Annotated in this window: 13 protein-coding genes and 1 riboswitch; of the genes, 4 read left to right on the top strand and 9 right to left on the bottom strand. The window is 54.9% G+C overall.

Features of this window, described 5'->3' with window-relative positions; genetic code table 11:
• Nucleotides 1-90 precede the first annotated feature (90 nt).
• A riboswitch (Lysine riboswitch) is annotated at nt 91-271 on the bottom strand.
• Nucleotides 272-348: 77 nt separating this feature from the next.
• Nucleotides 349-777, bottom strand: coding sequence for a GNAT family N-acetyltransferase (locus EVJ29_RS10995; protein ID WP_131465760.1), 429 nt, complete (start codon nt 775-777; stop codon nt 349-351).
• On the bottom strand, nt 771-1,931 hold the full coding sequence (locus tag EVJ29_RS11000) for an alanyl-tRNA editing protein (RefSeq protein WP_131465762.1): 1,161 nt from the start codon (nt 1,929-1,931) through the stop codon (nt 771-773). Before EVJ29_RS11000 ends, EVJ29_RS10995 begins: the two co-directional genes overlap by 7 nt.
• A 95-nt stretch (nt 1,932-2,026) precedes the next feature.
• Here EVJ29_RS11000 and EVJ29_RS11005 point away from each other — a divergent pair, with 95 nt between their 5' ends.
• A complete protein-coding gene (locus EVJ29_RS11005; RefSeq protein ID WP_131456711.1) occupies nt 2,027-2,755 on the top strand; it encodes a GntR family transcriptional regulator in 729 nt (242 codons plus the stop codon).
• Between the two features lie 35 nt (nt 2,756-2,790).
• Here EVJ29_RS11005 and EVJ29_RS11010 read toward each other — a convergent pair whose 3' ends face one another.
• From EVJ29_RS11010 to EVJ29_RS11025, 4 genes are all read right to left on the bottom strand, one after another.
• Nucleotides 2,791-3,894 (bottom strand): LCP family protein, encoded by a 1,104-nt coding sequence (locus EVJ29_RS11010; protein WP_131505108.1) that lies wholly within the window; start codon nt 3,892-3,894, stop codon nt 2,791-2,793.
• A 156-nt stretch (nt 3,895-4,050) separates the two neighbouring features.
• Nucleotides 4,051-4,815: a glucosamine-6-phosphate deaminase gene (nagB, locus tag EVJ29_RS11015; protein ID WP_131465764.1), complete on the bottom strand. Its 765-nt coding sequence runs from the start codon at nt 4,813-4,815 to the stop codon at nt 4,051-4,053.
• Complete coding sequence (gene nagA, locus EVJ29_RS11020; RefSeq protein WP_131505109.1) at nt 4,812-5,960, bottom strand: N-acetylglucosamine-6-phosphate deacetylase; 1,149 nt, start codon at nt 5,958-5,960, stop codon at nt 4,812-4,814. The genes nagB and nagA overlap by 4 nt, the downstream gene beginning before the upstream one ends.
• 179 nt (nt 5,961-6,139) lie before the next feature.
• Entirely contained in the window at nt 6,140-7,510 is a 1,371-nt protein-coding gene (locus tag EVJ29_RS11025) for an MATE family efflux transporter (RefSeq protein WP_131505110.1), read from the bottom strand.
• A gap of 78 nt (nt 7,511-7,588) precedes the next feature.
• On the opposite strand from EVJ29_RS11025, the gene EVJ29_RS11030 reads away from it, so the two are divergent.
• On the top strand, nt 7,589-8,323 hold the full coding sequence (locus EVJ29_RS11030) for a CHAD domain-containing protein (protein ID WP_236633521.1): 735 nt from the start codon (nt 7,589-7,591) through the stop codon (nt 8,321-8,323).
• On the opposite strand, the gene glsA is transcribed toward EVJ29_RS11030, so the two are convergent.
• Nucleotides 8,320-9,261, bottom strand: a complete 942-nt coding sequence (gene glsA, locus EVJ29_RS11035; protein ID WP_070328820.1) for a glutaminase A — start codon at nt 9,259-9,261, stop codon at nt 8,320-8,322. The genes EVJ29_RS11030 and glsA overlap by 4 nt on opposite strands.
• 59 nt (nt 9,262-9,320) lie before the next feature.
• Nucleotides 9,321-9,500: a hypothetical protein gene (locus EVJ29_RS11040; protein WP_070328819.1), complete on the bottom strand. Its 180-nt coding sequence runs from the start codon at nt 9,498-9,500 to the stop codon at nt 9,321-9,323.
• 111 nt (nt 9,501-9,611) lie between these two features.
• Between EVJ29_RS11040 and hemG the strand changes: the two genes are divergently transcribed.
• Together hemG and EVJ29_RS11050 are read left to right on the top strand one after the other, a co-directional pair.
• Nucleotides 9,612-10,979 carry a protoporphyrinogen oxidase gene (gene hemG, locus EVJ29_RS11045; protein ID WP_131505111.1) on the top strand — a complete coding sequence of 456 codons (1,368 nt, stop codon included), beginning with the start codon at nt 9,612-9,614 and terminating at the stop codon, nt 10,977-10,979.
• Nucleotides 10,976-12,049 carry a TIGR04053 family radical SAM/SPASM domain-containing protein gene (locus EVJ29_RS11050; RefSeq protein ID WP_131505112.1) on the top strand — a complete coding sequence of 358 codons (1,074 nt, stop codon included), beginning with the start codon at nt 10,976-10,978 and terminating at the stop codon, nt 12,047-12,049. The genes hemG and EVJ29_RS11050 overlap by 4 nt, the downstream gene beginning before the upstream one ends.
• 33 nt (nt 12,050-12,082) lie before the next feature.
• On the opposite strand, the gene clpB is transcribed toward EVJ29_RS11050, so the two are convergent.
• Entirely contained in the window at nt 12,083-14,674 is a 2,592-nt protein-coding gene (clpB, locus tag EVJ29_RS11055) for an ATP-dependent chaperone ClpB (protein WP_131505113.1), read from the bottom strand.
• Nucleotides 14,675-14,677: the final 3 nt, after the last annotated feature.

Here is a 14,677-nt window from a genome sequence, read left to right on the forward strand (position 1 = left end):
GACCAACAGAAAAAGCGGCAGACCGGTAGGAAGCACTCTCCCTACGGTCTGCCGCTTGTACGCGCAGTTGAAAAACGATTAAAAAATCGTTCCGTAGATAGCGCTCCATGGCATTTCATCCATGGCAGTGTAGGCGTTGTTCACGACTACCCCAGCCTTCGTTCGTACGCATGCGAACGTTGACTTCGGCGAATTTCCCCTTTCGGCTCGATCCGGAATGCGTCCGTTTCAATCAAGCTTACTCATGTCATTCGCAACCTCTATCTGTCAGTTGTTAGTTTTAGTTATAACAAATGCTTCCCGGCTTGCCAACCTTTTTTTAGAAAAAAAGAAACTTTCTAAAAATAATCACCACGACTTCTTCATCATCCGATGCGGGATATCGGCGTCTAAAAACTCGTCACCGAACGTCGTATAGTCGAGCCGTTCATAGAACGGGAGCGCCGTCAGTTGAGCGCCGAGCTTCAACTCATGCAGCCCGCTCTCGCGCGCCACATCCTCGATTTCGAGCATCAGCTTTTTCGCATATCCGTTCCCTCTCGCCGATGCGAGCGTGGCGACCCGTTCGACTTTGCCGACACCGTCTCCGATTGGTCGCAGTCGTGCCGTCGTCACGGGCTCCCCGTCTATCATCCCGACAAAATGGATACAGATTGGATCGAGGTCGTCATATTCGAGCGCCGGGTCAATCCCTTGCTCGCCGATAAAGACAACCTCCCGTACGGAACGGGCTCGTTCGATGAGCGACGTGTCGTTGCCGTGTTCAATCGTCAACATGACACCACTCCTTCCTGTAACCGTTTGACGACTTCTGCCGTGGCCCGTTCTAGGTCGACGATCGATTCGAAGCGGGCTTGGGCTTGTTTATGACTGCCACCGCCCCGACCGATGCCAAGGTCGTCTAACGTCCGTTTTAAAAACTTGCCGATGGCGATGTCATGCGTCCCGTCATGCATGAGTAACAGTTTTTGTCCGGTATGATTGGCACCGACGGCAATCCGTCCGGTCGCCGCGATCCGTTCGACGATCATCGTCGTGAGCGTCTCCGCCTCGGTCTTGCCGATGTGCGTGATGACGTAATTGTCCTCTTGTAAGAATGCTGCGACTTTTGCCTTGGCGACCCGGGCCTCGAGCACCTTCACTTCTTTTTCACGTTCGAGTCGCGCCGTCCGCTCTTCGGCGACACGGGCCGCGACCGTCTCGTTCGTCGTCGACAACGTTTGATGGATCGCCCGTAGCGCGGTGCGCGAAGATTGGATGACCGTTAGTGCCCGCATCCCTGCGACATACGTCAAACGAACGTTTCCCCGCACTTTTTTCATCGAGGTCACTTTAATGATCCCGAGCTGGCCGGTCGTCGACACATGCGTCCCTCCGCAAGCGTTATAATCGAGTCCATCGATTTCGACGATCCGAATCGTGCCGGTGCGATCCGTCGCTTTACGTAACCGGTCATGCTCGACTTCGCCATCCTGTAATTCAAAAATATGAATCGGTCGGTTGTCGAAGATGATCTGCTGAACGTCACGTTCTAACGTTTCGATTAACTCCCAATCGAATGATTCGGCCGCGATCTCGATCGATGAATCGTCAGCACTGATTCCAAAACTGAGCGTCTCGATACCGTATCGGTCTTCAAGCAAGGCCGTCAGCACGTGTTGCGCCGTATGTTGGATCGAGTGGTCGTGACGTGTCGCTGCGTCGATTTGACCGATCACTACCGTTGCTTCGTCGATTGGCTCGTTGACGAGGTGCCACACGGTCGAGTCGTCACGTTGCACATCTAAAACGGCTTGTCCGCCAATCGTCCCTGTATCGGCCGGTTGTCCGCCACCTTCCGCGTAAAAATGTGTTGCTGCAAGCGCGATCCACGTGCCCCGCTCATCTTCCCGCTGCGCTGTCACCGTCGTTTCAAATTGCCATGAGTTCATATTGGTCGCCACCTTTTCTGCATGATATGTTCAGACAACTAGTCTGATTTGGTCTATAATAAGTAACACTTACCCTTAGGTCAGGAGCGATATGTATGTTACAGATTGATAAAAAGTCCCCGCTACCTATTTATTATCAAATCGAAGCTTATTTAAAGCAACAAATAGACGCTGGCGAGCTCCAACCCGGCGAATCGATCCCGTCCGAACGGGAATACTCGGAGCGGTATAACGTCAGCCGGATGACGGTGCGCCAGGCGATCACAAACCTCGTCAACGCCGGTTATTTGAGCCGTCAAAAAGGACGTGGTACGTTCGTCGCCAGTAAAAAAATCACGATGGCGTTGTCCGGTTTGACGAGTTTCTCAGAAGAAATCAAACACCGGGGCATGCGCCCGTTCAGCCGTCTATTGTCATTCGACACGATTCCGGCCTCGAATAAAATCGCGCAGAAATTGAATGTCGCAGCCAGTACGCCGGTCTATGAGATGAAGCGTCTCCGACTCGCCGACGAGGACGTGCTCGCTTTAGAGACCGCCTATATCCCGGTCGCCTTATTGCCCGAACTGACCGAGGCAGATGCCGTCGGCTCGATTTATGAGTTCGCCGAACAGTCCGGACTGCGTTTGAAAAACGCGACACAGACGCTCGAAGCCCGAAGCGCCGGACCTGTTGAAGCGAAGCTGTTGACCATCTCCCCGAACGCGCCCGTCCTATTGATCGACCAACGGACGTATCTCGAGAACGGCGACATGTTCGAATACAGTCGTTCTTTGTTCCGCGGCGATGCGTATTCGTTCACTGTCGCGATGGAACGCACCTAAAAAAATGGTTTGCCCCGCTGAGGGCAAACCATTTTTTATTGGGCTTCGTATGTGATGCCGGACGGGTCGAGCATATAAGACTCGAGCTCCGTCTCCGTCATCGCTTCGACTTCGTTGCCGGAATCCGCTTGTTGCACACGGTACCGGACCTCGTCGAGCAACGGTTCGTTCAAGAAGTAATAGAAGTGGCCGTCATTGCCACGCGCACCTTCTCCGGTCAATTGATATTGAACCGTGTTGTTAAGGGCACCGACGTCTTCGATCAAACGCATATAGTCGTTCGGTCCAAGCGTCGTCTGCATATTGTCACCGACCGATTTGAGCACTTTATCATAGTTGTTGATCAATGACGTGCCGAGCGACTGCTCGAGCACGGCGTTGATGACTTCCATTTGACGTTGGCCGCGCCCGATGTCCCCGCGCGGGTCGTCATAGCGGTTTCGGACATAAGCGAGTGCTTCTTCACCCGACAACTGCTGAAGGCCGGCTTCGACTTGGACGGCTTCACGGGATGCGTCATAACTCTTCTGTTCAGACGAGAACGGAACGTCGATTTCGACGCCTCCGACAGCATCGATGAAGTCGACGAATCCTTGGAAGTTGAGCGACACGACGTGGTCGATTTCAACACCGACTAGGTCTTCAACCGTATTCGTCGACATGCGCATACCGTTGTTCGGATCCGACTCGTCCATCGATCCGAAATAGTAGGCGTGCGTGATTTTGTCTTGATCGAGACCGGTCTTACCGTAAGGGATATCGAATCCTGTGTAATCGATATTGACGTACGAGTCTCGCGGAATGCTGAGCATCGTCGTCTGCTTGTCTTCCTTGTTCAAAATGACGACAATCATGACGTCAGAGCGACCGAACTCCCCTCGCGCTTTCTTTTGCGGGGAGAGGTCGGTCCCGAGCACGAGGAAACTTTCGGTGTCCTCTTTATCAAACCGGGTCGGTTCGATCGTCGGATCGTCCTCGAGCGTCACTTGTGTGCCGGACAACATGTTGTGCGCTTTATAAAAAGCCGCCCCATACATGCTAGAGCCGACGATGACGGCAATGAGGATCAGCGAGCTGAACACTTTATAAAACGTAGACGGACCTTTACGCCGTCTACGCGCCTGGGTTCTTGAGTTCATGTTTTTCTCCTTCACGGTCGAATGATACGAGCTTCACTTATTATAGAGGAATCCTCGAGTTTTGTCGAAAACGTTTTGATGACAAACTCATTTCCATACAATTTCCCATAATCGCAACCAAAAAAACCTGGGGACGTGCGTCCCCAGGTTGAACGGTTATGAGCGGATCGAGAAGAACCTTGCGGCTGCTTCACTTCCGCGTGCCTGTAAAGCTTGCGCGCACTGTGAGGCCGCCTCGGTATCAAGTACGATCGTGACACTCGGATGCGCCTGCAAAATCGTCGCGGGCCAATCGACAGACGGCACACTCTCGATCATGTGATGGACCGCGTTCGCTTTTCGGTCTCCCGTTGCGACGAGAACAATCTCGCGCGCGTTCATGATCGTATCGAGTCCCATCGTGATCGCGTGCGTCGGGACTTCTTCGCTTGCATCGAAGAAGCGGCGATTCGCCTCCCGCGTCGACTCAGTGAGCGCTGTCACGTGCGTCTTCGCATCGAGCGCCGTCCCCGGTTCATTGAACGCGATATGCCCGTTTTCACCAATCCCGAGCAGTTGAAGATCGACACCGATTGATCGGACGAGCTGTTCATACCGCTCCGCTTCAGCATCAGGATCTTTTGCGTCACCACGCGGAAGATGGCTTTCTTTGAACGGAACATCGTTGAACAGACGTTCTTCCATGAAATGATAGTAGCTTTGAGGATGACTCGGAGCAAGCCCGATATATTCGTCTAAATTAACGCTTGTCACATGGCGGCAATCGAGCTGGTCCTGCTTGAACATCTTATACATCCCGACCGGCGTGCTCCCCGTCGCCAGCCCGAGCACGAACTCACGTTTCCCGGCCAATCGCTCTTTAATGAGCGTATAGGCAATCTGTTCAGCGTCCGCTGGTGTCTTCGCTACTAATATATTCATTTCACGTCCTCCTTCTCAAATCCGATGCGTCCTTGGTGAATTGTCTGCTCGACCGTCAATGACTCGTCCCAGATGACGAGATCCGCATCAAACCCGGCTGCGATTGACCCTTTTTTACTCATGCCAAACTCCGCGGCTTGGTTCGCGGACGTCATCTTCACGGCTTCTTGAATCGTGCACCCGGTGAAGGCGATAATGTTGCGGAACGCCGCGTCCATCGTCAACACACTTCCAGCCAAGTTACCGGCTTCAAGCCGCGCTGCGCCATCCTCGACGATGACCGGTTGTCCTCCGAGCTCGTAACGCCCGTCCGGAAGACCTTTCGCCCGCATCGCATCCGTGATGACGACGAGACCGTCCGCGCCTTTCAAGCGATACGCGAAATCGACCATCTCGGGACGGCTGTGAATCCCGTCCGGAATAATTTCAACCATGACGTCCCGTTCTAGCAGGCAGTAACCGACCGTCCCCGGTTCACGGTGGTGCAGCCCGCGCATTTGATTGTATAAATGTGTGCCGTGCTTCACGCCAGCCGCTTTGTTCTCGGCAAACGTCGCATTCGTATGACCGGCTGAGCCGATGGCACCCGATTCAATCATTACTCGCTCAAGCTCTCGTGCGCCCGGACGTTCCGGTGCGTACGTGACGAGTCGGATGTGACCGCCCGCCTCGTCTTGCCAGATGCGAAACTGTTCAGCGTCAGGATCGATAATATATTCTGCCGGTTGAGCCCCCGCGTTCTCGACGTTGACGAACGGTCCTTCTAGATGGATACCGGCAACCGTCGTCTCGTTTGACTCGATGACGTCACGGACAGACTCGAGCGCCTTGGTGATTTCTTCCGGTGACTGCGTGATCGTCGTCGCAAAAAACGAGGTCACTCCTTCGGCGAGCATCGATTGACTGAGGAAACGTAACCGGTCTCGGTCCGCATCCATCGTGTCGACGTCATAACCCCCGTGGACATGTATATCAATCATGCCCGGTGTCACGAGTTTTCCTGCGACATCGATCACTGTCTCATCTCCAGCCTCATAGTCAGCCATCGCCCCGACCGCTTCAATCGTTTTCCCGTTTATCCGAACATAACCGCGTTCCCACGTCTCCTGTCCAGAAACGAGGTGTGCGTTAATAATCACCATCATCAGTCATCCACCCTTTCACTACTATTCTCGACAATAGCATAACAAAAATCAGTATAGTTGTATAGACCAATTTATCCATTTTAAAAAAACATCAAATCATCAGTCATTTGCCCGACTTCCCATCGACTCAAACAAAAAAAAGGCTGAACCCGGGCGAACCGGCATCCAACCTTATTTTGTCACGCTGTCTCTTCGACAGCTGCTTTGGCATTGTATCGTTTGACGATATGGACGAGGCGCATGAACAAGAGCACTGCCCCGGCGGCAAGTCCGACGATGAGCCCGATCCAATAACCATCGGGACCGAAGCCGAACCGTTCCGCGAGTAAGAAACCGAGCGGCAGCCCGATCACCCAGTAGGCGATGAGCGACAACACGAGCGTCACGTTGACGTCCTTGAAACCGCGCAAGATGCCTTGAATCGGGGCGGCGACGGCGTCAGATAATTGGAAGAAGACCGCAAAGATCATGAAGTGGGCCGCAAGTTCCACGACAGCGGCGTCATTCGTATAAATGGCGGCGACGCGTTCATTCTGCCAGAACAACAAGGCGCCTGAAAATGACGATACGGCCAAACAGAGCACGATCCCAATCTTGGCATAGCGCACCGCGTCTTGGAGTCGGCGCGCACCGAGTTCATAGCCGACGACGATCGTCAAAGCGCTCGAAGCGGACAACGGCAACATATAGACGAACGAGGCAAAGTTGATCGCCGCTTGGTGGGCGGCGACGATATTGTCCCCGTACTCGCTAAGGAGTAAGGTCACGGCCGCGAAGATGCTGACCTCGGCAAAGATGGCGAGGCCGATCGGCGTCCCGAGCTTGAGCAGTTCTTTTTGGCGCGGCCATGCCAATCGATCCGGCGCGCGCAGGAACCGATACTCAAGGAACGGTTTCCCGCTCCGGACGAACGCGAACGCCATGAAGAAGAGAAGCCAATACGTGATCGCAGAAGCGATGCCGGCCCCGATGCCCCCATAAGCAGGAAGTCCGAGCTTCCCGAAAATGAAGATGTAGTTTAACCCGACGTTAATGGGTAACCCTAATAGTATAAGCAACATGGAAATTCGGGTTTTTCCGAGTGAATCCATGAGCGTCCGGAGCACGTTGAACAAGAACATCGGCAAGACGCCGAATCCGAGCGCGAGCAAATAACCTTTGGCGATTCGTTTTCCTTCCTCACTTAGCCCCATCCCGTCCACTGCGGCCGGAACGAGGAACGCACCGAGGACGAGTGTCGCGATGCTCAGTCCGATCGCTAAGTAAACGCCTTGATACAACGTCCGTTGGATATGTTGGATATTACGGGCTCCGAGCGCCTGAGCGACAATCGGTGCGACGGCAAGCAGAATCCCGCTCAGTCCCGTATAGACCGGCATCCATAGACTCGAGCCGACACCGACGCCAGCCAAGTCGACGGCTCCGGCTCGGCCTGACATGACCGTATCGAAGAAGCTGATTAAGTAGAATGATACTTGCGTGACTAAAATTGGAAAGAACATCGTGAAGAACAATTTTATTTTTTCGTTAAGTGAATGCGTTTGATACATGGACAACCCTCATCTCATTTCAGAAAGGAACAAATTCGGATGAATCAACGGAATGCAGAGAAGCTAAAGTACGAACTATTGGAAACATGGAATACGTTCAACCATTATATGACCGAAGCGCTCACCTTTCAAAACACAGAAGACGTGCATCAGGCCCGGGTCCATTTGCGCAAGTTGCTGACGTTCATGCAACTGTACGAAACGAAACCTTCCACGTATCGGCAATTGAAACAGCTGATGGAAGCGCTCGGCGCGGTCCGTGACGGGGACGTGTTGCTCCAAGGTCTCGCAATCGAGACCGGGCTCGAGCAGGCGTTTGCCGATCACATGGAAGCGAACCGCGCCAAAGACCGGACGTTATTAAATTCGCGCGTCACCGAAAAGATGACGCCGTCGCTCGACCAACAAGTGCGCCGCTTCATCGGCGGTCAATTGTATCGCTCGTTAAAGAAGCAAGACGCCTCAGCGTTTCTCGATAAGGCAAAATCGGAGCGGAAACGCCGCGTCGAGTCCCACCACCACGCCACATCAAAGCATGACCGGCTCGAGGCACTCCATAAAGTCCGGCTCGCCGTGAAGCGTGAACGCTACTTGCACGAGTACTTGATAAACTACGAAGAAAAGGCCTCGAAAGACCAGGTCCAAAAGTTGAAACGGCTCCAAACAGAGCTCGGTGAGATGAATGACCGTCATCAATTGCTGCTGCGCTGGACCGATTTTTCACCGCCGACCGAATACGTTTCGGCGTATGAACGACTCATCGACACACTGCACGAGCAACTTGACGCTTCTGTCGACGCCATCAAGCTCTAGCGTGACGTGTAGCGTTCGACGAGTAGTTCGAGTAGCTTCATACCAGCAATCGAATTGCCTTTTGAGTCGAGCGCGGGACCGAAAATCCCGAAGCCGACGTCGCTCAGTCCGAGTTCGTGCTTCCCAGTCGCGAGAATCGCACCCGACACCCCGCTCTTCCCTGGCAGACCGACACGGACCGCAAACTCACCGGAGGCGTCATACATGCCACAAGTCGTCATGATCGCTTTGACGATGCGGACGACCCGGCGCGGAATCAACTCTTCGCCTGTGACCGGGTCTTCCCCGTTGCCCGCGAGCACCCGTCCGATGCGGGCCAACTCAAAACAGTCGATCTCGATGGCACATTGTTTCGTATAGACGTCGATGATCTCATCGACGTCGCCTTCCACGATGCCGTGGTGGCGCATGAAATAAAGCAAGGCCCGGTTCAAGTCGGTCGTCTCGTATTCCGAGCGGGCGACTTTTTCGTTGTACGTCACTTCTTCGACCGGCACGCCGAGTAACGTCGCTAAAAATTGACGGAACTGATAAATTTTAAGTTCCGCCGTATCCCCTAATATCATGCTCGTGACGGCTAGCGCCCCGGCGTTAATCATCGGATTGAGTGGTTTCGATGGCACGGTCTCTTCGAGCTTGGCGATCGAGTTGAACGCATCACCCGTAGGCTCCATCCCGACTTTCGAGAACACGAAGTCCTCGCCGAACTCCATCAATACGTAACAAAGCGCGAGTGCTTTCGAGACGCTTTGAATCGTAAACTTATGATGGACATCACCCGCATGGATGTAAGAACCGTCAGGCAGGCAAATCGCCACGCCGAGCAAGTCATCCTTGACATGTGCGAGCTCAGGGATATAATCCGCAACTTTTCCTTGAGCCGTATACGGACGACACTCGTCGACCAAATGCGCCAACTGCTGTTCTAATACGTTCATCAAAATCACCTCATATCCGATAGTTTACAACCGGCTCATCTTATCATATCTTCTCAAGCTTAGCCATCAGGCGGACCGTCATCTTTGGACGATCCTGGCTTGTACCAGTCTTCGTCGGCCCAAATGACCGGCGGACTTTCCTCATCCCCGGCAAGCTTCTCTCCATGTCGGTTCATCGCGGCGATAAATGCGACAATCCCAACGACGACAATCGAAGCTGTGATGCCGAACCAAACCATAGTCGCCCCTCCCTTTCATCCGTGACAATTTCGTCTAGAACCGTGTGATACTTATCCTATGTCTACACCCATATTCTCGGTACGGTTAATTCGAAGACTATATAGAAATGGGTGAATCAATTGAACAACATTGCGATTATCGGGGGCGGCATCACGGGTATGGCCGCTGCCTACTATGCGAAACAGGCCGGTGCACACGTCACACTCTATGAATCGAGTGATCGGGTCGGCGGGAAAATCAAGACGGTTTATCGGGACGGATTTGTACTCGAATGCGGTCCCGACGGTTATATGGCCAGAAAGCCGACGTTGACCGAGCTCATCACCGAACTCGGTCTTGATGAACAGCTCGTTCGTTCACAGACCGGCACGTCTTACATATACGTTCGCAACAAGTTACGGCAAATGCCAAACGGTTCTGTCATGGGCATCCCCACGAAATTTTGGCCGATGGTGAAGACCGACCTGTTCACGTGGCGTGGAAAGGCTCGGGCCGGGATGGACTTGGTGCTCCCCCGCGTCTATGCGGGCGAAGACATTTCGCTCGACACGTTTTTCCGGACCCGGCTCGGCTCTGAAGTCGTCGAATCGATGATCGAACCGCTCCTATCAGGCATTTATAACGGGACGCTTCAAGATATGAGCATCGAGTCTACTTTCCCTCAGTTTATCACGATTGAACAAAAAACACGCAGCTTGATTCTCGGCATGAAAGCACTCACGCCGCCTGTACAAGCCGGAGTGAAACCGCGTGAGGCCGGGAAGTTTTTATCGTTACAAAACGGGCTCGGAATCCTCATCGAGGCGCTCCGTCCGTCGATCGACCGCCTCTACACCGACACCCGTGTCGCCTCGGTCCGCCCTCATGAGATCGAACTCGAGGACGGCACGATCGAACAGTTTGACGGCATCATCTTAGCGACTTCACCGAATGCGCTCGGCCCGATCCTCGGAATCCCCGAGGCGGAGCGATTATCTCAATTGAAGCGCACCTCATCGATCACCGTCCTCGCGGCGTTCGACGAGAAAGATGTGGCGTCACTCGACGGGACAGGTTACGTCATCGCCAAAGCGGAAGCCAATGCGTTGACCGCCTGCAGTTGGATGCATAAGAAATGGCCCCACATGGCACCGAAAGGTAAGGCGCTCTTGCGCGTCTATATCGGTTCCGATCACGTTCCCGACTTATTAGCTGCAGCGGATCAAGCGGTCGCCGAGTTTGCGTTAAACGAGCTCCGCAAAATTCAACACGTCGGGACACCGCTTTTCACGAAAGTCGAGCGCCACGTCGATACGATGCCACAATACGAGGTCGGTCATAAGCAACATGTGCACGCGTTCGAACATGCCTTGGCCGCTCTCGATGGCGTCGAGGCGTGCGGGGCGATCTTACACGGGGTCGGGCTTCCCGACTGTGTCGATTCCGCCAAACAGGCCGTCATGCGGGCGATGACGGCGAAGCAGGTGGTGCGCTCATGAAACGGATTGATTACAACGAGAACCCGTTCATCGTCATCTGGGAAGTGACGCGCGCCTGCGCCTTGTCTTGCGTCCATTGCCGGGCCGAGGCGCAGTACCATCGTTACCCGGATGAATTAGACACGGCGCAAGGCAAAGCGCTCATTCGTGACATTTACGCGATGGACAACCCGATTCTCGTCTTCACAGGCGGCGACCCACTCATGCGTGAAGACTTGTTCGAGTTGACTGAATACGCGGCGTCACTCGGCATGCGCGTCTCAATGACCCCATCAGCGACGCCACGGGTGACTCATGACGCGGTCAGACGGGCCAAAACGGCCGGGTTGACACGCTGGGCGTTCTCACTCGACGGTGCCGACGCGAAAGCGCACGATTATTTCCGGGGGACACGCGGCAGCTTCGAGCGGACGATCCGCGGCATCTCCTATTTCCGGGAGGAAGGCATGTCGTTCCAAATCAATACGACCGTGACCGAGTACAACGTCGACCAACTGCCAGAGATCGCGAAACTCGTCGGTGAGCTCGGCGTCTCGGTCTGGACGTTGTTCTTCCTCGTCCCGACCGGTCGCGGCTCGCTCCTGCAACCAATCTCGCCGGAACGACATGAGGACGTGCTGCGCTGGGCATTCGCGCTGCAAGAACATGTGCCATACATCATCTCGACGACCGAGGCCCAGTTCTATCGCCGGGTCGCCCGGCAAGAAAATCAAAAACGGAAAGACGCAGGACTCGCGCCGATCGGTCATCCGCATGACGACCTCGCCAAAGCGCCACGCGGGACGAATGACGGCAACGGCTTCGTCTTCATCTCGCACACCGGTGATGTTCAACCGTCCGGCTTCCTGCCGATCAACTGTGGCAACGTCAAAACGACACCGCTCGCCGAGATTTATCGGGAACATCCGGTGTTCAAGACGCTGCGTGACCCGGACACGCACGGCGGCAAATGCGGCTACTGCGAATACCGTTACTTATGCGGCGGATCGCGGGCCCGAGCCTACGCCGTCACCGGCGACTATAAGGCAGAGGAACCGTATTGCACGTATCAACCTGAACACGCGAAATAAGGAGCGCAGGCCTCGGCCTGTGCTCCTTATTGTTTAGTACGCCACCGTCGTCGGACGGAGCGTCAATTCTCCGTTCTCGACGTCGATCATGACGGTCTGACCATCCTCGACGTCACCGGCGAGAATGCCGCGCGCGAGCTTCGTCTCGATCGTCCGTTGTACGTAACGGTTGATCGGACGGGCGCCGAACTGTGGCTCGTACGCTTCGTCGGCGATGAACGCTTTCGCCGCGTCCGAGATTTCGATCCGAATCGAGCGTGCCGTCAAGCGGCTGCCCATCCGAGCGACCGCTTTCTCGACGATCTGTCCGATTTGGGCGCGCGTGAGCGGATGGAACAAGATCGTCTCATCGACCCGGTTCAAGAACTCCGGCCGGAAGTGGCGACGGAGCCGCTCGATGACTTGACGTTCTTCCTCTTCATCGATGATACCGTCTTTCGCGGCCTCGAGTAAAATATCGGCCCCGATGTTTGAAGTCATGATGACGATCGTGTTCTTAAAGTCGACGACGCGACCGTGTGAATCGGTCAAGCGACCGTCATCGAGCAATTGTAGCAAGATGTTGAACACGTCGGCGTGCGCTTTCTCGACTTCGTCAAGCAAGAGCACCGAGTACGGGCTGCGGCGCACCGCTTCGGTCAATTGACCGCCCTCTTCGTAGCCGACGTATCCTGGAGGTGCCCCGACGAGGCGAGATACGGCGTGTTTCTCCATGTACTCACTCATGTCGAGACGGACGATGTGGTCTTCAGAATCGAACATCGCTTCGGCGAGCGCTTTCCCGAGTTCGGTCTTCCCGACCCCGGTCGGACCGAGGAACAGGAACGAGCCGATCGGACGGTTCGGGTCTTTAATGCCGGCCCGGGCCCGGATAACGGCGTCGCTGACGAGTCGGATCGCCTCATCTTGTCCGAAGACACGTCGATGCAGCACCGTCTCGAGGTTGAGCAACTTGTCGCGCTCACCTTCTGTCAACTTCGTCACCGGGATGCCCGTCCATTTCGAGACGACCTCGGCGATCTCTTCTTCCGTCACTTCTTCCCGGACGAGTTCACGCGTCACCGAGCCGGCGAGACGTTCCGCTTCGGCGAGGTCACGTTCGAGCTCTGGAATCCGTCCGTACTTCAACTCGGAAGCCCGGTTCAAGTCGTATCGGCTCTCGGCTTCTTGCAGTTCGAGCTTCACCTTCTCGAGGTCCCCGCGGATGTGTTGGACGCGGTGTGTCGACTCTTTCTCGTTCTCCCAGCGCAGGCGGAGTGCATCCGCTTGTTCACGCGTCGAGGCGAGTTCTTGCTGGAGCACGTCGAGACGTTTTTTCGAGGCCTCGTCGCTCTCTTTCTTCAAAGCGGCCTCTTCGATTTCAAGTTGCATGACGCGGCGCACGAGTTCGTCGAGTTCAGCCGGCATCGATTCCATCTCGGTCCGGATCATCGCGCACGATTCATCGACAAGGTCGATCGCCTTGTCCGGCATGAACCGGTCGGTGATGTAGCGGTTCGACAGCACAGCGGCTGCGACGAGCGCATTATCATGAATGCGGACGCCGTGATGGATCTCAAAGCGTTCTTTCAATCCGCGCAAAATCGAGACCGTGTCTTCAACGTCCGGCTCGGCGACGAGCACTTGCTGGAAGCGCCGTTCGAGCGCAGGGTCTTTTTCGATGTATTGGCGGTACTCATCGAGTGTCGTCGCGCCGATGCAGTGAAGTTCACCGCGGGCGAGCATCGGTTTGAGCATGTTGCCCGCGTCCATCGCGCCTTCCGATTTACCAGCCCCGACGATTGTGTGCAACTCGTCGATGAAGAGGATGATCTTCCCTTCCGCCTCTTTTACTTCGTTCAAGACGGCTTGTAACCGTTCCTCGAACTCACCGCGATATTTGGCACCGGCGACGAGCGAGCTCATGTCGAGGCTAAATATCGTCTTGTCTTTTAAGCTTTCCGGGACGTCACCGCGGACGATACGCTGGGCAAGCCCTTCGACGATCGCCGTCTTCCCGACCCCTGGCTCCCCAATGAGCACCGGGTTGTTTTTCGTCTTCCGGCTCAAGATGCGGATGACGCGGCGAATCTCACTGTCGCGCCCGATGACCGGGTCGATCTTTCCGGTCTTCACTTCTTGAATCAAATCACGGCCGTACTTCGTCAAGACGTCGTACGTCGCTTCCGGTGACTTCGACGTGATGCGTCGGTTGCCGCGCACGGCGACGAGCGCCTCGCGTAACTTGTCCTCGGTCACGCCTTTGCGCTCGAGCATCGCTTGCGCTTGGCTCTTGTTGAGGAGAATTCCGAGTAGGACGTGTTCGACCGAGACGTACTCGTCACTCATACCGGTCGCTTCACGCTCGGCCGTCGTCAACACGTTAAGCAGCGAGGCCGAGATCATCGGTGTCGTCGGATTTTGAAGTTTCGGTGCGTTCTTGAGCGCCATTGCTACTTCTGCTTCTATCTCCGCGACGTTCAACTCCATCTTTTGCAACAACAGTGGAATGATGCCATCAGCTTGCGAAATCATCGAGGCGAGGACGTGCCATTCATTCATCTCGCTATGATGATACTGTTTAGCAAGTGCTTGCGAACTGACGATCCCTTCATGCGCTTTATCTGTAAATCGATTGAAATCCATGTT

The sequence above is a fragment of the Exiguobacterium sp. SH4S7 genome (genome assembly GCF_004336795.1).
GTDB lineage: Bacteria > Bacillota > Bacilli > Exiguobacteriales > Exiguobacteriaceae > Exiguobacterium > Exiguobacterium aurantiacum_A.